Genomic DNA, 20,040 nt, shown 5'->3' on the forward strand with positions numbered 1-20,040 from the left:
GTGCGGCATATCGCGAACAACACAAAACCAGTCGTTGGGCATATTGAAGAACAAAGACGAATTCGCGGACGGAGCAGTCATCTGTCGTAGCACCGAGATCTGACGTTCCGGAAGCATGGACACCCCGCGTGTCTCGATGTAGCGCCAGACAAACCTTTGCCCGGAACCAAAATGACGGAAACGACATATCCAAGCCCTGTCAAAGCACACCGCCATGCCGACATTGTCGTCCATGCGATCGGGTTGGTGGCAATCCTGACGGCAGGCGGATTACTTATTTATAAGTCCATCCTCGGCCTCGAACCTAAACTGGTTCTTGCGGTCGTGGTTTACGTGCTTTGTGCGCTGTCGTCCAATCTGGCATCCGTCGCCTATCACTTTTCCACATGGCACCACAGGCGCAGACTATTGCGACGCATTGATCACGCCGCGATCTACTCCAGCATTTCGGGTACCTTCACTCCTTTTTTCGTCTTAGCAGACACGACGTGGACGATGAAGCTGCTGTGGATTTGTTGGGGGCTGACAGCCGTAGCCGTCTGGAACAAAATCACAAACGAAACGGTCAAGTCTCGATGGTCTACCGCATCCTACCTTGGACTGGGTGCAATTGGGTTGAGTGCCCTTCCTGACCTCACGAATGTACCTATCACGACGCTGTGGTGCATCTTGGCTGGGTCCGTCGCCTACGTCATTGGAACGGTGTTTTACGCCCAAAAAACTTTGCCTTACCGGTATGCTGTTTGGCACACATGGGTAAACATTGGCGGAGCCCTGATGTTTGCGGGCATATGGATAGCCTTATCCACTCAATGGTAATTTTTTGCAGAGGCAGAGAGTAACTGTTTCGCAACCGGTATGCTGGATACTACAGGGGAAAATAGGTCTGCTTAGGACTCATAGGACCTATTATGTCTCACAGCAGAGAACGGCCTCATTAAGCCCATAGCCGCCATCGCCATTCCGTCGAGACGCCGCAACACGGCGACCCGTATCGGCGAATTGGATGGCCAGCGATCGTTTCATCGCGATCGCTCGGGCCTGAACCAGATAGTAAAATGACTGCTGGAAACGGTCCTTCCACTGGCAGTTTGGTAAACTCTCCATCAAGGGTCGTGCTGCCATCCCAGGCAAATTCAACCTGTTCGATTCCGTAGTGCAGCTCTCTTGGGTCTTGAGGGCGCGGCATGCGAAGAAAACTGCGCGGCCAGCCTAAAGACCGATGCCAGAAAGAACAGTGGCGCGTTTCATCTTTGTGCTGGTTTCTTTCCGTCTTGCCGGGCCTCTGCGCGCCATCCGGGTGGACGAAAAAGATATCTTACGCCATCGGTCCAACTCTCGGCATAACGCATATCCCGCCAGATGTTTGTGTATTCCCTGAAGTTGATCACAAGAGGATTGTGGGAATTGACTGGAGTTGTGATGCCATAAGCGACAGGTTCGACCTCGGGCTGATAGGTGCCAAACATACGATCCCAGATGATGAGAATGCCGCCGTAGTTCTTGTCGATGTATCTTGCGTTCGATCCATGATGAACGCGGTGAACCGAAGGTGTATTCAAAATCCCCTCAAGCCATCCCAGCTTGCCGACCTTTTCGGTGTGGATCCAGCTCTGGTAGGCGACAACGACGACCAGGCCAACAACTGTTTCGGCGACGCTGAAGCCGAGCAGGATCATAGGGATGAAGAAAACCCATTCTATGAGTGCATCCATCCATGAGATACGCAGAGCAGTTGAGAAGTTGAACTCGGGTGATGAATGATGAACGCTGTGGTTTGCCCAGAACAAGCGCACTTCATGTTCGCAGCGATGCATCCAGTAGTAAGTAAAATCCGCCACAAGCACCGCGACCGGAATTGTCCACCAGCCCTGAGGTACATCGAACACCGCCAGAGGAGTCGCAATCAGCAAGCCGACAACAAAAACCAGACCATAGGCCGTTCTTTCGAGAAGCGCGCTTACGATGGCAATAGCCCCGTTTGCCAGAGTTTCGCCATAGGATTTACGGCGTCCTCGCGCGACATCCCAAACGGTCTCGGACACGACGGCGAAGAGAAACGCGAGCCCGAGTATCCCAGTGGCCTGGAAAACTGCTTCGTAAACGGCAAATTCTGATTCAAGTTGATCCATAATGTACTCCCAACACTCAGTTGATTTCCAGCCGTAAGGGGCTGCTCAGATTAGTGGCCGTTACTCAAAACTGTTGCTGAGCCGATGAGACCCACCGGGCAACGAGACCGGGCGCGTCATCGGCAAAAGCATCCGCGCCGAACAGGTCGATCGCAATCAATCGTTTTGTCAAAGACGGACCCGTGGTTACCAGCCGTTCAGATTCCGTTGGAAGCAGTGAGTGATCCGCTCCGGGCAATACAACAATGCGATCAGCTCCAGGTGTTCGCGTAAGAATATCGCGATAGACCGAGGCGCTTTCAGCGTAGTCCACATTCAGGTCCTTATCCCCGAACAGCGCAAGAACGGGCACATCTACCTTACGCAGATCTGCCCGCGCGTCGCTCTGGAAGTTAGATTTGACAAAGTGCCATCTGTCCTTTGACATAGTATCGCGGCAGCAAGCCGGGGCATCCTTCATGAAATGCTTATAGGTCCGATAATCCGCGTCTTCGTACATCATCGCCACGATCATATGGTCGAAAACGAGGGCTTTCTGGATTTCCGCATTGGTGGCGCCTTCCAGTCGAAGTCTGTTACGGGTCGTGTATTTTGATTGATCAATCCAGTTGATCGCACCGGAAACGGAAACCATAAAAGTGAAACCAGAATGCTGGGCGATAGCTTTCGGCATGACCCAACCCGCCTGACTGAACCCCATGAGCCCGATCCCTTCCGGCTGAACCCGTGCATCACTGCGTAATTTGGCAGCAGCCGTCGCGACCTCATCGGCGCGGTCCTGCATGGACTGATTCAACCAGTTGCCCCTGGAGTCTCCAACACCGGGCTTGTCCCAGGAGTAAACTGCAAAGCCGGCATCGTTGAGGGCTTGGATGAAAGGTTTATAGTAACCGTAGGCGTCCCAGCGGAGGGCTCCGTCGCCATGCACTAATATGACTGCCGGATGGGGCCCGGGTGTCTCAGGCAGAAGGAGCCTTCCGGCAAGCGTATCATCTGAATGCCTGAAATTCAGCCGCTCTGTGCCTGCCGCGTCAGACCACGCACCCTGCAGCAAAAGCAAGCAGCCCAAAAACGCGATAAACACACCACAGGCAACGTGACTCGAAAAAGACATGTCCGGTCTCCTAATTTGGTCTCTCGGTGCGGGTTGCTGCGCTGCCTTCACCGACTTCGCCAATCAAGTTGTCAGCCAAGGAGATGGCCACTGATCATCCGACGGCGGCGGAGAAACGGTCCAGATTTGGTGGAGCGCTGCGCCCTGTCTTCACCAAATCTCCACAATGCGTGGTTAAGGACTGCACGCGCGCGGGGTAGGGTGGCGGCAACCAGAAGGGAAATTGACCATGAGCAATGATCTGATCCTCATCGCCGAGGACGAGCGCGAGATTGCAGAGATAATCAAAGCCTATCTGGAGCGCGCCGGATTCCGCACCGTAACTGCGGCAGATGGCGATCTCGCATTGTCTCATTTTCGCCAGCTCAAGCCAGCGCTCGCCCTGTTGGATGTCAAGATGCCAAAAAGGGACGGTATCGAGGTACTGCGCGTGATCCGGCAGAGCTCGGACACGCCGGTTATCATGGTCACCGCAATGGCCGAAGACATTGAGAAGATATCGGCGCTCCGGCTGGGCGCGGATGACTATGTGGTCAAGCCCTTCAATGCTCTGGAGGTGGTGGAGCGGGTCAAGGTCGTGCTGCGCCGTTCGGGCCCGGGCGCCTGGCCAGAGGAACGACCGGTGACAGTCGGCGCACTAGTCATCGACAAGAGCGCTTACTCTGTCTTCGCAATTGACGATGACACACGCGCACCTGTCCCGCTCACACAGACGGAATATGCGATTATTGCTCATATGTGTCGCACGCCTCAGCGCGCATTTTCCCGCGCAGAGCTGATCGATGCCTGTGTGCCCGAAGGCGATGTGTTGGAACGCACAATTGACAGCCACATCTCAAATGCGCGCCGCAAACTCGAAGAGGCGGGCGTTTTGGGTTTTCTGGAAACGGTCCGTGGCGTTGGCTACCGGCTGGAACCGTTGACATGAGCAGCCGTCAGTGGAAGCTCCGCACCCAACTGTCGCTCTCGATGATTTTTATCGCTCTGACTGCGCTTGGAGTTTTCATCGTTGGCATGGTCACCTTCTATTTGGTCGCGCAAGATATTTGGCTTACCAGTCTCAATGTTGCAAACCAGGCCACACTGCAGGCCCTGATCAGGGACGAAACCATCTCGCCTGACGCCCTGACATCTCTCGTTAGTGCGTTTTCGATCTATTGGGGCGAAGGCGGGTATGCGCAGGCGGAGTTGGCCGCTCTGGTTGCGCTGGTTACAATTGCTGCGCTTGTGTCTGTCGTGACTGGAATGTTGGTTGCGCGCAGGTTGAGCGCACCAATTGAAAGCGTAACGCGCGCCGCGCATGAAATCGCGCAAGGCAACCTCAGGCTGGATATTCCCGAAATCGAAGGCGGAGCCTCCGAAACGCAGGAGCTACTGGCCGCTTTTCGAGTTATGACACAAGGCCTGGAAAAGGCCGAGCGTGAAGCCACGGAGTCTTCTGCTGCAATCGCACATGAGTTGCGAACGCCTCTTACCATTTTGCGTGGCCGTCTCCAGGGCCTTGGTGATGGGGCTTTCTCGCTGTCGAAGAAAATGACTGACGGGCTGATCGCGCAGGTAGACTCTCTCTCTCGGATTGTCGACGAACTCGGCCTGCTCTCGCGACTGAGTGCAGGTCGTTTCGTTCCGCAAAGTATTGAGGTGGACCTTGTTGAAGAGGTCGAGCGGGTGATAACAACGATGCGCCCCGATCTGGACCGGCTTGGAATGCGGATGGAGTTTTCGCTGAAACCGGTGGATCTGCTTGCTGATCCAGTCCTTATTCGTCGAGCGCTGGCAGCTCTGATCGAAAATGCGAGTCGATATGCAGCTTGTGGTGAATATCTAAAGATAGGGACGTTTGCTGACGGCCAATTCGCCTATCTCTCGGTCGCTGACTGTGGCCCCGGGATCGCGCCCTCTGATCGCGACAAGGTTTTCGAGCGCTGGTGGCGTGGCGAAACGTCTCGCAACCGCTCCGAAGGAGGAACAGGGTTAGGATTGTCGGTGGTTCGGGCGATTTCCAGGGCGCATGGAGGTGACACTGAAGCACAGTCAAACGGTGAACGAGGAGCGGTGTTTATATTGAAACTTCCATTGCAGTCTTCAGCGGAAGGCTGTGAGAAGACGATTGCAAACCCGCATCGCTTTTTTGGGTTTAGATGAAACGATCGATTTGCCAAATCGCATAAGCACACATCTCCACACAACCTCCACCAGGTCTGGGCAACCTCCTAACGCTCCGCCGCTATTTTGCAGGAAACTCGGCGCGTTGGAGGGAATGAGCCATGAAGATCGGCGCAAGATGGTACAGACCAAGGCAGAACAATCCCGTTCGAGACATGGCACTTGTCGCTTCAATTGCCCTTGGTGCCTGCGCCCAAGCGGACCAGGACACGGGAATGGTGTCAAGAAACCCAAGTCCATTAGAAGGTTACTGGAGCTTAGGGGAGACACCTAACACTGTTTTTCTGGAACCCTGCGATGCCGAGTCAGAAAAGCTCTGCGGCAAACTTGTTGTCTTCGAAGGCGATCCAGACGCGCGCGACGTGCTGAACCCAGACCTCCTCAGCTGGGGGCAAAAGATCTGCAACAGCGTTGTTGTCTTCGATCTGATCCCCACGGAAGAAACACAAATATACACTGGTCGCCTGTATGATCCTGACGAGGGAGAAGTTCTGAATCTCATCGTACTGATGAAATCCGCCGACGTTATCGAAGCGCGAGCATTTCACGGCGCCAGCGTAGATGAGGCCGTTAACCTGGGCGTATCCGCAGTTACTGGTGAGTTGCCTATCTTTGAAACTATCTCTTTTGCCACCCGCGCAAGCATCGGCAAGAAGCATCTGGGAAAAAACTCCACCTGGACACGCACGGAGTCGCCTCAACAGCAGTGCAGTTGAGCAAAGGAACACGATTCTGAATGCCGCGCCATTCTTCCAGTAAGAAAACACAGCAGTTTGTAATACTTGCGGCTCACTCTTTTGGACGCAATTAGGTATACCCAACATGTCTTCATCGACCGTCTTGGAGCTGCGTGACAACCATCATGTGCAGATAGCCTGGATTGAGGTACTCCACTTGAAATTGACGCTTGAAAAGGGACTGTCGGAGCGATCAGATACCAAGAACAAAAGCGAATTCAGAGACTTCGCTATGGCATTTGCCAATGCTCTGATGAAATCAATCCGACTAGGCCGCGCACCAATAGACCTCTCTTTTAATTTCTAGTGTCGCGTTCCCGTCAAAGTGGTTTTGAATACGACGGGCGGCTTGCGGACCTTCTCCGCAACTTCGATATCTCCCGACGTCATCCAAGGAAGCTGACGACCAGGCATTCATGTTAGCTTGTACTATCGTACTCCGATGCCAAGTACAGGTTCGCGAGGAGAGAGACGGCTACATGTAGCCCATTATTCCGGCTCTTTGGCAAATTCGGCGAGCAGGCGGTTGAATTCCGCGGCCCGCTCGATGTTGACCAAATGGCCAGTCCCTGGAAACCGGTGCCATACGGCGTTGAGCAAAGTGTCTTGCAGGAAGGCATTTGTCTCGCCAACCAGGTAGTAGTCCTCGTCCCCGGTCGCCAGAAGCACTGGCTTTTCGAGAGTTTTCAACCGCGTCTCATCCTCAAACAAGGACCGCCGGTTCCAATGCACAGTCGATAGCACATGAACAGCGCCTTCGGGAGATTGGTTGCGCAGGTTCGACGCATAGATGGCCCAATTCTCGGAATCGTTTCTCTGAAAGCTCTGATAGGCAGGATCGTCTTCGAGTACCGAAACTGCGCCATCACCGCCGAGCTCTTCGCGCAGATTAGCTTCATGGCTGACCCATTCCCGCCTATAGCGGATCCGCTCCTTCTCATCGCGGGGGCCGGAGCTGTTGCCGACAAGGGTAACGCTGGCGACGCGGTCAGGATGGTTCAACGCGAAGTCGAGGCTGGTAAAGCTGCCCATGGACGTCCCGACGATGTTGGCCTTTTCCAGTCCGAGGTGATCCATCAGGGCCAGCAGGTCGCATGTGGACTGGGATTGCCCGTATTGGCTGCGTTTCTCCGGAACGGCCGAGGGCAGAAAACCGCGCGCGCTAAAGGTGATGCAGCGGAAGGATCGTCTCAGTTCCTCTACCTGCAGGTGCCAGCTGCGGTAGTCGCCGCCGAATTCGTGGACAAAGACAATGGGGGCGCCGACCCCGGTCTCTTCGTAGTAGATTGAAATGCCGTCAAAGGATTGAAATTCGGGCATGTACTGTGTCCTGAGTTTGCCGTTAGGAATTTTCTGCGGTCAGTGTGTCGATGGCAGCCGGGGCAAAGCCCAGTTCTGCCAAAATCTCGCGGGTGTGCTCTCCCAGCTGCGGCGCCGGACTTTCCTGCAAATCCTTTTCTGCAATTGGGTTGCGCGCGAATCGCATGTTGCGCCCATTCGCATTCACAGTGGAAAAGGCAACATATTCCTTGGCAATTGGACTGTCGGCGATAGTCTGGATATTTTCAACCACCGAACAGGGGATCGAGTTGTCAATCAGGACCTTTGTCCAATAGGCCGAAGGATGCTGTTTTAGGTGCGCGCCCAGAACGCCGTCCAAAGCATCGCGGTTGGCAAGCCGCGCTTCGTCGCCCTGAAACCGCTCATCCTCCAACAGTTCAGGATAGCCGATTGCCTCGCAGAAGCGCGGCCAATCCTTTTCGCTACCCAATCCGATGACGATGTCGCGGTCGGCGGTCGGATAAGGTTCAAACGGTGTCATCGACGGGTGGCGCGAACCGATTGGCCCCGGGACAATACCGGCATTGAGATAACGGGCAAAGGCATTTTCCAGGCACACCCACTGGCAAGCCAGCATGGAGACATCCAAATGGCTGGTTTTCTGCGCTCCCTTGGCATCGCGCTCATAGAGGCGCTGCATAATGCCGATGGTGGTGAACAGCGCGGCGGCGACGTCGCCAACAGAGAAGCCAACACGGGTCGGGTCGCCGTCCAGTTCGCCGTTGATACTCATCATGCCGCTCATCGCCTGCACCACGATGTCATAGGCAGGGCGGTGCGACAGGCTGCCGGTCTGACCGAAGCCACTGATCGAGGCGGATATCAGCCGCGGATTGATCCGCTGGAGATCAGCGTCACTGCAGCCCAACCGGTCGCGCACTCCGGGACGCATGTTCTCGACAAAGACGTCCGAATTGGCCAGTAGCTTGTGCAGGGCTTCCTTGCCTCCAGCGGTCTTCAGATCCAGTTTCATCGACCGTTTGTTACGGTTCAGCGAGGCAAAATAAAGGCTGATGCCGTCCTCAAACGGTGGCGTACTGCGGGCCAGGTCACCGTTCGGGTTCTCTACCTTGATCACATCAGCGCCGAGGCTGGCGAGCAGCCAGGTGCAGAACGGGCCGGACAACACCGAGGTCATATCAACAACACGGATGCCTTTCACGATGCAGCTCCTCTCAGCATGGACTTGAGTGTTTTAAGATGTGCGCCCTCGGCGGCCAGCGCTGTGGCGCAGAGGCTGCGGCACGTGTCTCCCAGAGCCTCACGCGGCGCCAACCGATCCACCAGCCCCCAGGCGGCGGCGACTTCAGCGCTCACAACGTCACCGCCAAGCAAAATTGCGGCGCTGCGACCAGGGCCGGTCAGCGCCTGCAATTTATCAACGTCATATTGACCGGGCAGCACGTTGTTTTTGAGGACTGGGTAGGAAAAACGCGCTTCGTGTACGCAGACGCGAATGTCGCAGCCAAGCGCCAGAGTCAGCCCGCCGCCGATGCAGGGCCCGTTGATGGCCGCCACGGTCAGCACCGGGACAGCGCGCAGCGCTGCGGCCATTTCGTCCCAATGATCGGGGCCGTCCTGTTCGTCGTAAAGCGTCTTCAGATCCGCGCCGGCACAAAACACCCGTTCGCCGGCTCCAGTTAGTATGACGGCCCGCAGATCTTCATCACTGGCAGCCCCGCGGAAGATATCCCGCAGCGCGGTCAGCATGTCTGTGGTCAGCGAATTAGCCTTTCCTGGCCGATTGATGGTCACCGTCAGGCACGCGTCCTCGCGGCGGGTGAGGATCAGGCTGTCTTCGGTCATGAACAGTACTCCGGCACCGTGCGCTCCAGCATCCGGATGAGCGAGGGCCATTGTACCCCGCCGTGGGGTCCGTTTTCCGGCGCGCCCCAATCGTGCAGGGCGGTCATAGCGTCTTCGGTGATGGCGGTAGGCTTGTCCGTAGCCCCCAGAATATCCACCTGAATCTTGCAAGCCATCTCAAGGTAGTAATGATAGGTGAAGGCCTCAGCTGCGGTGCGCCCTACTGCTAGCAGTCCGTGATTCTGCAGCAGCATGGCAAAATTGCTACCCAAGTCGCGGGCCAACAGCGCGCCCTCGTCTTCGACCGCGGTGGAGTCTTGGTAGGGGTGACTAGACAAGGTGCCGAGCACAAATCCGGCGTGCTGAGACAGCGGCAGCAATCCCTCGGGCATCGCCGAGACCGCGACACCTGCGCGGGTGTGGCTGTGGATCACATAGTTCACATCAGGGCGAGCATTCAGAATGCCGGAATGGATGATATGCCCGGCCAGATTGATAACCCTGCTGCTGCCGGGCTGTTCATCCACCGCCTCGCCATAAAAAGACATGCGGGTCAGGTTCGAGGCGGTGATCTCATCAAACATCAAGTCATGCGAGTTCAGAAGGTAATGCTCCGGATCCTGCGGCAGGCGCGCTGAGATATGGGTGGAGGTCAGGTCGGTCCAGCCATAGTGATGTGCCAGCCGGTAAAGAGCGGCCAATTCCTGGCGGATTGCAGTGCTCATTCGCTCTCTCCCAAAGCATCCCGGTAGAGGTTGTGAAAATGGCGCAAACCGACCTCGCTCATCGCGCCGCAACCATCGCCGATGATATATGGCCCCGGCTCAAAAGCACGGCTTTGCATACCTTTCTGGATCTTCGAGACAACAACCTCATCTTCGGCTCCGGTGGTTGCCTTGTGCTTGTGCATCAGCGCGATCACGTCCTCGTCCGCAATATCGCCGCTGGAGAACCAGCGGTAGCGATAGACCGTCTTGTTCCAGGCAATGGGCAGGAACTGGCGGATGGTGAAATAGCCACCCGGATAGCAGCACATCGAGACATTGGGGAAAATCCAATAGGCACCATAGTCACCTGCCCGCGGGCTGGTCGTGAGGTCGTAGTCGTATTGCTTTTCGTTTCTGGTTTGCGCCTTGCCATCATGCCAGATCGTCTTGCCCTTGGGGATGGTGGTATAGCCTTCCATCTCAAGCACGCCGTGGGCCAGAGAGGAGGCATGCACTGTTGGGCAATGGTAGCACTCGTTGTAGTTCTCGACCGAAAGCTTCCAGTTGCTGTCATGCACGATCTCGGTTTCGCAGACGAACTTCAGCTTGGTTGGGTCGGGGTGAAAGCTGAGCATATTCTGGCGATACTCTTCCAGCTCTTCCCCCATTGGCGCAGCAGCTTCGTCAAGGTTGACAAAGACAAAGCCACAAAACTCCTCGACCCTGATCTTGCGTAGGTTGATCTGGTCACAGCTCAGCCCGTCGCTCTCAACCGATCCCGGCGCGCGACGCAGCCTGCCGTTAATCTCATAGGTCCAAGCGTGATAGGGGCAGACCAGCACCCGCTTGCCCTTGCCTCTGCCTTCGACAATCGGATGCCCGCGGTGGCGGCAGATGTTGTAGTAGGCCTTGATCCCACCGTCCGGCGCACGAATGACAAAGACATCCTCATCAACAATGGTGAAAGTCTTGAAATCACCCGGTTCCGCGATCTCGGAAACATGGCAGACGCATTGCCAGCTGCGGAAAAAGATCCGCTCCTTATCCCGCTCGAAATATTCCTGCTCGACGTAATACCGCGCAGCCAATGGCATATCCTGTGACAATTGCCCCCCGCTTCTGGCGGATATTTCCCGTCTCCGCCGCGTTGCTTGTTCCCTGTCGAGCCGTAGCCTGCCTTGTTGCAGTCGATGTGAATAGATAGAAAGATTTTACACCTAGGGTAATTCAAAGTTGGCCTATCCATGCTGAACCCCTCAGATCAGACCCCGCTAGGAGCGGTGCGTGTCTTTGCCGTTGCGGCACGCTGCGGGAACTTCAAGCGTGCCGCCGCAGAGCTGGGCGTGACACCAACGGCCGTCAGCTCCCAGGTCAAATCGCTAGAGGCATACCTCGGATGCCAGCTGTTTGATCGCAACGCCCAGTCAGTCATACTGAACGAGTCCGGCCGTCAGTTCGCAGAGGCCTGTGACACGATCTTTGTACGGCTGGACAAGGCGGTGCAAGAGGTCCGCCAATCCGCCAGCCGCACTTCGATCACGGTGGGTGTCGGCGCGCTGATCGGGTCGCAATGGCTGTCCAAACGGTTGTTCAGTTTCTGGCAGCGCTTTCCCGAGACCGGGCTGCACCTGCAGTATTCTCCCGGCGGGGTGGAGTTTTCGGACGGACAGACAGACATGATGCTCGCCTGGGGCGACGGCCGCTGGCCCGGGTTGATCTCCGAACCGTTGCTGCGGTTCAATACCTCGCCGGTAATCAGCCCATCCCTGTTGGCGGGCAAAACGAATCTAACCGATCCGGCTGACTTGCTGACTCGGCCATTACTGCATTGGAAAGATCAGTTCGATTGGCTGGAATGGTTCGCCGCTATGGGGGTCGAAACCAATGGACACTTGCCCGGTGTCGTAATCGACGACTCCAGTGTTCTGTTGCGGGCGGTCCTGTCGGGGCAAGGGGTTTCGCTTGGGTTGCTTCCACTTGTTCAAAACGAATTGCACTCTGGGCAGTTGATACGGCCGTTCAGCGATGAATTTACTCCGTCCCGGTCCTACCATCTGGTCTACCCACCCGATGCCATGGATCAACCGCAACTGAAGGCTTTCCGGAATTGGATTATTGATGAAGCCGGTTTGAAATAACCCCAGCCAGCATGATTGGATAGCGCATCTAGCCTGTGAGCCCTTGGCATCAAAGGGCTTGTCCATGTTTTTAACTAGCTCCCGCAGTGAACGACTGGACAGTCCCGGATGCGTGAGTTCGCCTAATCCCAAACCATGCACCTGCAGCGAATGTCACCTCTGGCGGACCGCATCGCAGCACCCGGTTGCTGTGGCGAGCGACCGCAATGGGCAGACCGTTTCCAACAATGTGATTTCCTGCCGAAGCGAAGAGGGGCGGTCAAGAAGCCCTCAGAACACAGAACTTAGGATCCTCAAAAGTCATGAACAGGCACTTGTGTAGCTTAGCTCTGCCACGCGGCTTCCGAAGACAACCTGATGCCGCTTTCTTAGCCGCGTAACATCCTGTTGAACCCAATCAGCCAAATTCCCAGAATACGTTCCTTGTTGGGCGCCAAAGATATGCACATCATCGCCCCACATTTGCGCGGCAAATGGCAGACCTGTGCTGACTTCAATTGCGATGTAGCCGTGTCGCGAACCACCTTGGCTTGGCCACATGCCACTGGCGTACAAGTACCCATCTTTCAGCTCAAATTCTGATCCAAGACTGGTCGATGTCCTCAGACAATTTAGTGCTTCCTCCGGCATGATCTGACGGAACCTGTTACGTTCGGCCCCATCTTCCCAAAACTCGCTGGGGCGGTGTCCCAGCCACTTTGAGACCTCAATATCTGCGCCGGCTATCCCTGCGTCGCCGTCATCCTCATAGACCGTTCGAATGTTGGTTGTTTCACCATCGAACATTACCTCCAGATGGTCGATTGTGGCTGGAAAGTCGCGTTCTAATCTAAATGAAATTCCTTCTTCGGAGACTCTGAACATGCTTGGGGTGTGCCCATGAGCGCCAAACTCCTCTGAGAAAGTGACGTCGTCTGCTTTGAGTGACAACAAAACATAGCCGGTACAGCAATGCGCTCCGCCAGACCAATTGCGCACAAGAACAACATCTTTGTCGTCCCCCCATTGAAAAACACGTAAAAACTCGGGTGCTACGCGATTGCTGTGTGTCCAGAGCTTTTTACCGTCCAACAAGGTCGCTGCATGCTCAAGGCAGACGTCTCCAGCGCGGTTGCATCCTACTTCAATACCCTCTTCGAGTGTTCCAAAGCGCGTTTGCAGAGGGAGAGGTAGTGCGTCCTGAGCCGCTGCACTGTTCACAACTAAACACAATACAAAAAAACAAATTAGACGCATTGAGTTAGCCTCCTGCCTCAAAGGCAAATCTATTATAGCTGTACGGACGCAAATTAGATCCCTTAGATCACCAATACATGAAAAGCTCCCGGCGAGAAGGGAGGACAGAGTTTGCGTTGAATCCAATGGGAGGCGAGTCTTAATAATTTAGCCCCATTGTTTTTGCACTCCGACAATGGTTGCCGGAGCACCTTAATGGTGAGGCTGCGCTTACAGCAAAATCAGCAACTTAGAGTTTTGAATTTTTCAGGCGATTGGCCCTATTCGTCCTGATAGATGCCCACGGTCAGGTTGTGTTTGTCCTTGGAAGGATCAGCAGCGAAATAGTCAGTCCCGATCATGATGGGATCCACAGGATAATCCTCAACCTGTTCAAACATGGCCTATCCATTTCCCAGCTCGTCGGCGACGCAAATCCCGAAGGCCTCAATGACCACTTGAGCAGCCAGGCGTTGCGCTTCGATTGTGCGACCTTTCACATAGAACCCAGTCGCTCCCGGTCCATGAAAAGCAGGTGTATTGGGCATAGTGCGCGCGACGGCCACCGGAACAAAGAGGTCTTCAATCGCTTCAATCGTGATCCCGGCTGCAATGCTGAGGATCAGTTTGCCGGACAGGTCTGTGTCTATTTACCTGGCGACAGCAGCGATGATCTGCGGCTTGCCCCCCAGTACGATGCTTATTTGCCAACCCATTCCGTTGGTCGGGGTTCGGATCGACAACCGTAGTCCGCAAAGGCACTCACCCACTTGCAATCAAGCTTAGGATGATGGCCGACGCCATGTTGCCGCCGCCGATGAATGCTATCTTGTCCATGGCTCAGAAGCTCGTGATGACAGTCGCGCCGACGGACTGGAACTTGTCCATGTTAATGAGCGCCTCGGGAGCCGCGTCGATGCTGATTTTGTCGCCAACCAGTCGGGCCGGGTCGAGTTTACCGTTCTCGACCATATCGAGCATCGCACCATAGCGATGCGCCTGCATCCCATGGGAACCGAGCAGTTCGATCTCTTGGCTCACGATCTTAGGCATGGGCACAGCAGGGGCTGTATAATCACCGAGCATAAGGCCGACCTGGATATGCTTGCCACGTGGCCGCAGGCAAAGGATCGAGTCGGTCATCGTCGCCGGATGCCCAAGCGCATCCAGCGAAACATGCGCGCCGCCTTGGGTGATTTCTTTGATCGCTTCGACCACGTCCCCCTTGCCATCAATAGCCGCAACCGCACCAAGTTTTTTGGCGAGGGTCAGTTTTGCAGGGTCCAGATCAACTCCGATCACATTCGCCCCTGCCGCACTGGCGATCATCACAGCAGACAATCCGACACCGCCGCAGCCATGGACGGCAACCCACTGGCCCGCGCTGACTTTGCCTTGGTCGATCACGGCCCGAAACGATGTGGCGAACCGGCATCCCAAACTTGCTGCGGTGGCGAAATCCATCGCCTCTGGCAAGGCGACCACGTTCAGGTCAGCCTGGTGGATCGGCACATATTCCGCAAAGCTGCCCCAATGGGTGAAACCAGGCTGCTCCTGATGCAGACACACTTGCTGATGACCCGCATGGCATTCGCTACACGACCCGCAACCACAGATGAACGGCACGGTGACCCGGTCGCCCACCTTCCAGTTCTTCACGTGCTTTCCTACTGCCTCGACAACACCCGCGAGCTCGTGGCCGGGGATATGTGGAAGCTCGATATCGCTGTCGTGTCCCATCCAACCGTGCCAGTCGCTGCGACACACACCGGTGGCTTCGACCTTAAGCACAACACCATGCGGTTCCGGTGACGGGTCTGCCACGCTCACGACCTTGGGGGTTTCTTGGAACTTCTCGAACAGGACAGCTTTCATGGTAGGGTCTTTCGGTTGTGTCGATAAACTAAGTGGAAGCTATCAAACACTGACGAAATTGACTTGCTAATCTGCCTCATTTTAAGAGCATCTTGAGCAGAATGCTCTCGCCACTGGAGAAATTAGAGGAAAACCTTCCCTTAAACAGTATCGACACAGTCAACGCACAGATTCTTGAATTACTTCAAAGCGACGGGCGCATGACCAATGCTAAACTGGCCGAGCACCTGAACATGAGTGAAACGCCCTGTTGGCGGCGGCTGAAGAAACTGGAAGAGACGGGTATCATTGAGGGCTATCAGGCCCACCTCAATCGCCGCAAGCTGGGGCTCGGCGTCATGGCCTTTGTTCAACTTAGTTGTTCAGAGCATGATCAGACCGCTACAGACGAATTCCAACGTATTATCGAGATCACGCCCAATATTCTCGCCTGCCATAACACCACGGGCGCGGACGATTTCTTACTTATCGTGGTCGCTCGTGATTTGGACGATTACAGCGCCTTTGTTGACAGCACTTTGCGGCGCCTGCCGGGTGTGACCAGCATTCGCTCAAACCTCTCACTCAAAGAGATGAAGGCATCGAGCAAGCTGCCTGTGCGTGTTTCAGAGCAATGATCAACACGTCGCTCCGACAGCAGACATTTGTGCATACTCATTTAAATGCAGCTCCGACCCGCATTCCGGGCTTACGCTGCAGCTGCAAATCCATTGCGATATGCAAGCTGGAGAAACCGTCAATTAGATTTGAATAAACTCTGGCCAATTCATTAAAAGATTTGATTGTATGTATTTGTTGGTATGGTGGCCTTATGAACTCACTAACCAGAATAACACGAGGGATAGGCGTCGCCCTAAAGGATGGCAGGGTTAAAGGCCTTCTTGCCTTTACGATTGGTATGATCTTTTGGGCCTCGGTTTTTTATCATTATGTTGAAGGGTGGAGTTGGCTCGATTCCATCTATTTTTCCGTTGTGACCATATCGACTGTAGGGTTTGGAGACTTTTCTCCTGAAACCGCAGCGGGGAAAATCTTCACTATGGTCTATATCATCGTGGGCCTCGGAATCTTCGTAACTGCGGCTACCACTGTGGCAGATACAATATTGTCCCAGAGCGATGATAAAGCTGACGATTGAGTTACTCCCAATCGAAGCAAAGTGAATTTCCATACAGGTATTTCTCTGAACGAACAGCCTAAGACGCTACCCGATTTCATCGGGGTTCTTAAGATGTTGCAGGAACATCCAAGGAATAAAAATATACATATCACGTTATTTGAGTGTAATATTTAGAAAACTGATAATGGAGGGATGGTATGGAAAAGACCCAGGACGCGAAGATTGTCGATCTCGCGATACGATTGCTGTTTCTTGGACTATTCCTCTACAGCGCCCTGGTCATGGTTGCCCCGCTCGCAAGCGTGGTCATCTGGGCTACGATACTCTGCGTCGCGCTCTATCCGGTTTTCGATTGGCTGCAGTCCAAGTTGGGTGGCAGGAAAAAACTGGCCACGACAATCTTGGTTTTGTTGGGCCTCGTTCTGACCCTGGGTCCGGTCGCAACGGCGGTATCCGGAGCTGCAGAACTTGGATCCGAATTTGCGGCACAAGCTGACAAAGGAGAGCTGAATATACCACCCGCTCCTGAAGGCTTAAAGGAATTGCCGTTAGTAGGGGACAAAATAGCTGACGTCTGGGGCTTGTTCGAACGAAATCTGGATGGCGCGCTTGCCAAATATGGCGCACAGATTCTGGAGATCACAAAGTCCCTCTTCGGAAAGGTTTTGGGTATTGGAATTGGGCTTTTGGGACTGGCTTTGTCCGTGTTGATCATGGGAGCATTGTTCAGCCCCGGGCCAAGTCTTGTGCAAGGCCTCCAGCGCTTTGCCAACCGTGTCTTCGCACCACGCGGTGGCGAGTTTGTGACACTGGCCGGGGCGACGATACGCAATGTGACAAAAGGCGTGATCGGAGTGGCTGCCATTCAGGCAGTCGTCGTTTGGTTATTGTTGGTGCTGTTCGGGATTAACTCGGCCGCTACGTTGGCATTTATCTGCCTAATCCTCTCGATTATCCAGATCGGGCCTGGTTTGGTGCTATTGCCGGTAATCATCTACGCTTGGAGCACTATGTCCGGCGGCACAGCGTTGATCTTCACTATACTCGCCGTTCCCGTCACGGTTATGGATAGTTTCTTACGGCCTGTATTCATCTCGAAAGGGCTTGAAACACCCATGCTGGTCATCCTCATTGGTGTTCTTGGCGGCATGATGGCTTACGGTTTAATCGGGATCTTCATGGGGCCGGTTCTGTTTGCCGTCTTCTACGAGCTGTTCAAAGTATGGATCGACGCGCCTGTCGAAACCGAAACCGCCGCTGAAGGAGCGGCGAAATGAAAAAGACGATTTGGACCACTTTGGCCGTCATTCTTGTCTTCCTGATCTGGTACCTTGTCGCTGACCGAAAGACACCGTTTACCGGGAACGCCAGAGTAAAGGCCATAGCGACCCAGATCGTCCCACAGGTCACTGGAACAGTGACAGAGGTTCTTGTCGAAAATGGTCAGGTTGTCTCGGCAGGTGATGTTCTGGTTCGGATCGACTCCAGGCCATACGAAATTCAACGCGACAAGGCGCAAGCTGATCTTGAGGCAGCAACTCAAGAGGTGGGAGCATCCTCGGCTGAGGTGAGTGCTGCACAAGCCAAACTGGCACGCGCCCAAAGTGACCTCGACACCATGCGCATTCAAACCGAGCGAGTATTTGCGTTGGAGAAGAAAGGATTGATCGCCGTCTCAAAGGCGGATGATGCCCGAGGTCAGCTGGCGGAGTCTGAGGCGAACTATGAAAACGCCAGAGCGGATCTGGAAAAAGCAAAGCAGAGGTTGGGTGACGAAGGGATCGAAAACCCAAAGATCCAGCGCGCACTGGCGGCCTTGGCGGATGCAGAATTAAACATTGAATGGACTGAGCTGCGTGCGCCGGCGACAGGTGTAATATCTAATCTGTTGATTGCCCCCGGAACCTATGCCCGATCCGGTCAGGACCTTTTGACATTCCTTGATGCAACAGACGTTTGGATCGAGGCGTATTTCACCGAAAACAACCTTGGCCGGGCCGCGGTAGGTTCTCCTGTTGATGTCGTATTGGATATGCACCCCGGTCAAATTGTTCCGGGTGTCATTGAGAGCTTCAGCGCGGCGGTATCCTTGAGCGGTGGAGATGAGCCCGGCCAGTTGGCGAGTCCGCCAAGCACCAAAGGCTTCTTGCGCGAACCAGAGCGGTTCCCTGTTCGGATCGTACTGCCGGGATATGAGGCCGGAAGTGCCGAAGACGATCTGCGCTTCCAGCTTAATGGGCAGGCTGATGTGATCATGTATCTGAGCGACAATTCTCTGCTGAACGCGGTCGGTCGGACCTATATCCGTTTGGTTTCAATCCTGTCCTATGCCTATTGAGGACCGAAAATCCGTTGCTCGGCTCGCGCTGGGTGTAACCGGCGTTTTTGCCTTGGGCCTGTTTCTGGGGTGGCCATTGGCGGTTGTCGGGGCAGTTTTCACCGCGCTGTTCCTACAAGCGCCCGCCGCGCTGCCGTTGGCGGCATTCGCAAAGCTGTTCGTTTTCTCAATAGGATTGATGTTCATCTCGTTCCTACTATCGTCAGTCTTCGCGCCCTATCCCGTAGTATTCCTTATTCTGGTGGCCATCGGGATCATCCTGTCCTTCATGTGGTCAGTTTCAGGTGCCGGTGTTTTGCCCGGTGTCATAGCGCTCATGGGGGCGTTGATGATCCCGAACCTTGTTTTGCAATCACAGGATCTGGCTCTGGTGCTCGTATTTTGGATACCGATGAACCTGCTATTTGCTGGGTTCGTATCGACGCTGATGTTTGTGCTGATACCAGCTGAAACCTTGACAGCCACTCAGAAGAAAGCTGATACGCCACCAGACTTTGACCCACACCGCCGCATTGTCAGAATGTCGCTTGTAACAGTTCCATTTGCCTTGGCGTTTTTTGTGTCCGGCGCATCAGCTTTATTGGTTCTGTTCTTTGTCGCTCTTCTTAGTCAACAATTGGCAGCCATGCCATCTATGGGCAAAGCCGTCGCCAAAGCGATGCTTACGGCAAACCTGCTTGGGGCGACTATTTCGATCATCTGCTACGAGGTGAACGTGATCGCACCGGTTATTCTGACGCCCATTTTATTGTGCCTGCTCTTTTGTTTTGCCCTTGGAGCGCTTGGAAAATCTCAGATCCCGCTCGCCACCGCGGCTGGCTCGGCACTAACAACGGTTCTGATCGTTTATGGCGGGTCGATTGCGCCGTTTTCGGATGAGGCTGACGTCAAAAGCATCACGCGCGTTTTGCAAGTCGCAGGCGCCGCCTTCTTCGTGATTGTTGCGTATGTCATAGTGGACGAGTTCTGGCCTGAGAGAAAAAAGCAGGTTTCTTGAGTTGTCCGAAGAAGAGTGCCCAGTTGTCCATTTCGACTACAAGTAGGCGGCAAGTTTCCTCTTCGAAATCAGTGTGGGACCCGCGCAAGTATCGGGTTTGGGCCGAGTGCTGGGGCAGAGTATTCTGCTGATCAACTAAGCCCAAACAAAAACCACTGCGCCGGTTTCCAAATTGCGAAGCGGCTCATCGGCTTGCTGTTTGACGTAAGCTTATACCGACGAAACACTCAAAAAAGCACAAAAATCTTAGGGTGTTGAATTCAATGGGAAGCGAGTCCCAATAATTCAGCCCCATTATTTACGTACTCAGACAAATAAAAAGACAGTCCCTCATTGAACGCGCTAAGAACCGCC

General features: G+C 54.7%; 20 protein-coding genes. 10 read left to right on the plus strand and 10 right to left on the minus strand.

Annotated elements, in window-relative coordinates; genetic code table 11:
* The first annotated feature begins 171 nt into the window (after positions 1-171).
* The gene (locus E1297_RS39030; RefSeq protein WP_155147827.1) at positions 172-819 is read left to right on the plus strand and encodes a hemolysin III family protein; all 648 of its coding nucleotides are present in this window, start codon (positions 172-174) and stop codon (positions 817-819) included.
* 428 nt (positions 820-1,247) lie between these two features.
* Here E1297_RS39030 and E1297_RS39035 read toward each other — a convergent pair whose 3' ends face one another.
* Positions 1,248-2,132: a sterol desaturase family protein gene (locus tag E1297_RS39035; protein ID WP_155147830.1), complete on the minus strand. Its 885-nt coding sequence runs from the start codon at positions 2,130-2,132 to the stop codon at positions 1,248-1,250.
* Between the two features lie 64 nt (positions 2,133-2,196).
* Positions 2,197-3,246, minus strand: a complete 1,050-nt coding sequence (locus E1297_RS39040; RefSeq protein WP_155147832.1) for a S9 family peptidase — start codon at positions 3,244-3,246, stop codon at positions 2,197-2,199.
* 229 nt (positions 3,247-3,475) lie between these two features.
* Between E1297_RS39040 and E1297_RS39045 the strand changes: the two genes are divergently transcribed.
* The 3 genes from E1297_RS39045 to E1297_RS39055 all read left to right on the plus strand — a co-directional run bounded on the left by E1297_RS39045 (position 3,476) and on the right by E1297_RS39055 (position 6,128).
* Entirely contained in the window at positions 3,476-4,174 is a 699-nt protein-coding gene (locus E1297_RS39045; protein ID WP_155147834.1) for a response regulator, read from the plus strand.
* Positions 4,171-5,391, plus strand: a complete 1,221-nt coding sequence (locus E1297_RS39050) for a cell wall metabolism sensor histidine kinase WalK (RefSeq protein ID WP_155147836.1) — start codon at positions 4,171-4,173, stop codon at positions 5,389-5,391. Before E1297_RS39045 ends, E1297_RS39050 begins: the two co-directional genes overlap by 4 nt.
* A 122-nt stretch (positions 5,392-5,513) precedes the next feature.
* On the plus strand, positions 5,514-6,128 hold the full coding sequence (locus E1297_RS39055) for a DUF2147 domain-containing protein (RefSeq protein WP_155147838.1): 615 nt from the start codon (positions 5,514-5,516) through the stop codon (positions 6,126-6,128).
* Positions 6,129-6,638: 510 nt separating this feature from the next.
* Here E1297_RS39055 and E1297_RS39060 read toward each other — a convergent pair.
* Genes E1297_RS39060 through E1297_RS39080 form a run of 5 tightly spaced genes read right to left on the minus strand, consistent with a single transcriptional unit; the run spans position 6,639 to position 11,091 of the window.
* Entirely contained in the window at positions 6,639-7,469 is an 831-nt protein-coding gene (locus tag E1297_RS39060; protein ID WP_155147840.1) for an alpha/beta fold hydrolase, read from the minus strand.
* A 22-nt stretch (positions 7,470-7,491) separates the two neighbouring features.
* Complete coding sequence (locus E1297_RS39065; protein WP_155147842.1) at positions 7,492-8,652, minus strand: CoA transferase; 1,161 nt, start codon at positions 8,650-8,652, stop codon at positions 7,492-7,494.
* Complete coding sequence (locus tag E1297_RS39070; RefSeq protein WP_196223506.1) at positions 8,649-9,296, minus strand: enoyl-CoA hydratase/isomerase family protein; 648 nt, start codon at positions 9,294-9,296, stop codon at positions 8,649-8,651. The genes E1297_RS39065 and E1297_RS39070 overlap by 4 nt, the downstream gene beginning before the upstream one ends.
* The gene (locus E1297_RS39075) at positions 9,293-10,021 is read right to left on the minus strand and encodes a class II aldolase/adducin family protein (RefSeq protein WP_155147846.1); all 729 of its coding nucleotides are present in this window, start codon (positions 10,019-10,021) and stop codon (positions 9,293-9,295) included. Before E1297_RS39075 ends, E1297_RS39070 begins: the two co-directional genes overlap by 4 nt.
* The gene (locus E1297_RS39080; RefSeq protein ID WP_196223507.1) at positions 10,018-11,091 is read right to left on the minus strand and encodes an aromatic ring-hydroxylating dioxygenase subunit alpha; all 1,074 of its coding nucleotides are present in this window, start codon (positions 11,089-11,091) and stop codon (positions 10,018-10,020) included. The genes E1297_RS39075 and E1297_RS39080 overlap by 4 nt, the downstream gene beginning before the upstream one ends.
* A gap of 156 nt (positions 11,092-11,247) precedes the next feature.
* Between E1297_RS39080 and E1297_RS39085 the strand changes: the two genes are divergently transcribed.
* A complete protein-coding gene (locus E1297_RS39085; RefSeq protein ID WP_155147850.1) occupies positions 11,248-12,141 on the plus strand; it encodes a LysR substrate-binding domain-containing protein in 894 nt (297 codons plus the stop codon).
* A gap of 300 nt (positions 12,142-12,441) precedes the next feature.
* On the opposite strand, the gene E1297_RS39090 is transcribed toward E1297_RS39085, so the two are convergent.
* The 3 genes from E1297_RS39090 to E1297_RS39100 form a co-directional block, all read right to left on the minus strand.
* A complete protein-coding gene (locus E1297_RS39090; protein ID WP_155147852.1) occupies positions 12,442-13,377 on the minus strand; it encodes a hypothetical protein in 936 nt (311 codons plus the stop codon).
* A 741-nt stretch (positions 13,378-14,118) separates the two neighbouring features.
* Complete coding sequence (locus tag E1297_RS51430; protein WP_155147905.1) at positions 14,119-14,193, minus strand: NAD(P)-binding domain-containing protein; 75 nt, start codon at positions 14,191-14,193, stop codon at positions 14,119-14,121.
* Between the two features lie 3 nt (positions 14,194-14,196).
* On the minus strand, positions 14,197-15,231 hold the full coding sequence (locus tag E1297_RS39100; protein ID WP_155147854.1) for a zinc-dependent alcohol dehydrogenase family protein: 1,035 nt from the start codon (positions 15,229-15,231) through the stop codon (positions 14,197-14,199).
* A 101-nt stretch (positions 15,232-15,332) separates the two neighbouring features.
* On the opposite strand from E1297_RS39100, the gene E1297_RS39105 reads away from it, so the two are divergent.
* The 5 genes from E1297_RS39105 to E1297_RS39125 all read left to right on the plus strand — a co-directional run bounded on the left by E1297_RS39105 (position 15,333) and on the right by E1297_RS39125 (position 19,686).
* Positions 15,333-15,848, plus strand: a complete 516-nt coding sequence (locus tag E1297_RS39105; RefSeq protein ID WP_155147857.1) for an Lrp/AsnC family transcriptional regulator — start codon at positions 15,333-15,335, stop codon at positions 15,846-15,848.
* 194 nt (positions 15,849-16,042) lie between these two features.
* Entirely contained in the window at positions 16,043-16,369 is a 327-nt protein-coding gene (locus E1297_RS39110) for a potassium channel family protein (protein ID WP_155147859.1), read from the plus strand.
* 179 nt (positions 16,370-16,548) lie between these two features.
* Positions 16,549-17,628, plus strand: a complete 1,080-nt coding sequence (locus E1297_RS39115) for an AI-2E family transporter (RefSeq protein WP_155147861.1) — start codon at positions 16,549-16,551, stop codon at positions 17,626-17,628.
* Positions 17,625-18,689: an HlyD family secretion protein gene (locus E1297_RS39120; RefSeq protein WP_155147863.1), complete on the plus strand. Its 1,065-nt coding sequence runs from the start codon at positions 17,625-17,627 to the stop codon at positions 18,687-18,689. Before E1297_RS39115 ends, E1297_RS39120 begins: the two co-directional genes overlap by 4 nt.
* Positions 18,679-19,686: a DUF2955 domain-containing protein gene (locus tag E1297_RS39125; RefSeq protein WP_155147865.1), complete on the plus strand. Its 1,008-nt coding sequence runs from the start codon at positions 18,679-18,681 to the stop codon at positions 19,684-19,686. Before E1297_RS39120 ends, E1297_RS39125 begins: the two co-directional genes overlap by 11 nt.
* The last annotated feature ends 354 nt before the right edge of the window (positions 19,687-20,040 follow it).

Source organism: Roseibium sp. RKSG952 (assembly GCF_009711355.1).

Coding starts and splice junctions, on each gene's coding strand:
- E1297_RS39115 (WP_155147861.1), top strand. CDS start 16,549: ATGGAAAAGACCCAGGACGCGAAGATTGTCGATCTCGCGATACGATTG.
- E1297_RS39060 (WP_155147840.1), bottom strand. CDS start 7,469: ATGCCCGAATTTCAATCCTTTGACGGCATTTCAATCTACTACGAAGAG.
- E1297_RS39110 (WP_155147859.1), top strand. CDS start 16,043: ATGAACTCACTAACCAGAATAACACGAGGGATAGGCGTCGCCCTAAAG.
- E1297_RS39030 (WP_155147827.1), top strand. CDS start 172: ATGACGGAAACGACATATCCAAGCCCTGTCAAAGCACACCGCCATGCC.
- E1297_RS39045 (WP_155147834.1), top strand. CDS start 3,476: ATGAGCAATGATCTGATCCTCATCGCCGAGGACGAGCGCGAGATTGCA.
- E1297_RS39100 (WP_155147854.1), bottom strand. CDS start 15,231: ATGAAAGCTGTCCTGTTCGAGAAGTTCCAAGAAACCCCCAAGGTCGTG.
- E1297_RS39050 (WP_155147836.1), top strand. CDS start 4,171: ATGAGCAGCCGTCAGTGGAAGCTCCGCACCCAACTGTCGCTCTCGATG.
- E1297_RS39055 (WP_155147838.1), top strand. CDS start 5,514: ATGAAGATCGGCGCAAGATGGTACAGACCAAGGCAGAACAATCCCGTT.
- E1297_RS39125 (WP_155147865.1), top strand. CDS start 18,679: ATGCCTATTGAGGACCGAAAATCCGTTGCTCGGCTCGCGCTGGGTGTA.
- E1297_RS39070 (WP_196223506.1), bottom strand. CDS start 9,296: ATGACCGAAGACAGCCTGATCCTCACCCGCCGCGAGGACGCGTGCCTG.
- E1297_RS39035 (WP_155147830.1), bottom strand. CDS start 2,132: ATGGATCAACTTGAATCAGAATTTGCCGTTTACGAAGCAGTTTTCCAG.
- E1297_RS39085 (WP_155147850.1), top strand. CDS start 11,248: ATGCTGAACCCCTCAGATCAGACCCCGCTAGGAGCGGTGCGTGTCTTT.
- E1297_RS39120 (WP_155147863.1), top strand. CDS start 17,625: ATGAAAAAGACGATTTGGACCACTTTGGCCGTCATTCTTGTCTTCCTG.
- E1297_RS39105 (WP_155147857.1), top strand. CDS start 15,333: ATGCTCTCGCCACTGGAGAAATTAGAGGAAAACCTTCCCTTAAACAGT.
- E1297_RS39090 (WP_155147852.1), bottom strand. CDS start 13,377: ATGCGTCTAATTTGTTTTTTTGTATTGTGTTTAGTTGTGAACAGTGCA.
- E1297_RS39075 (WP_155147846.1), bottom strand. CDS start 10,021: ATGAGCACTGCAATCCGCCAGGAATTGGCCGCTCTTTACCGGCTGGCA.
- E1297_RS39040 (WP_155147832.1), bottom strand. CDS start 3,246: ATGTCTTTTTCGAGTCACGTTGCCTGTGGTGTGTTTATCGCGTTTTTG.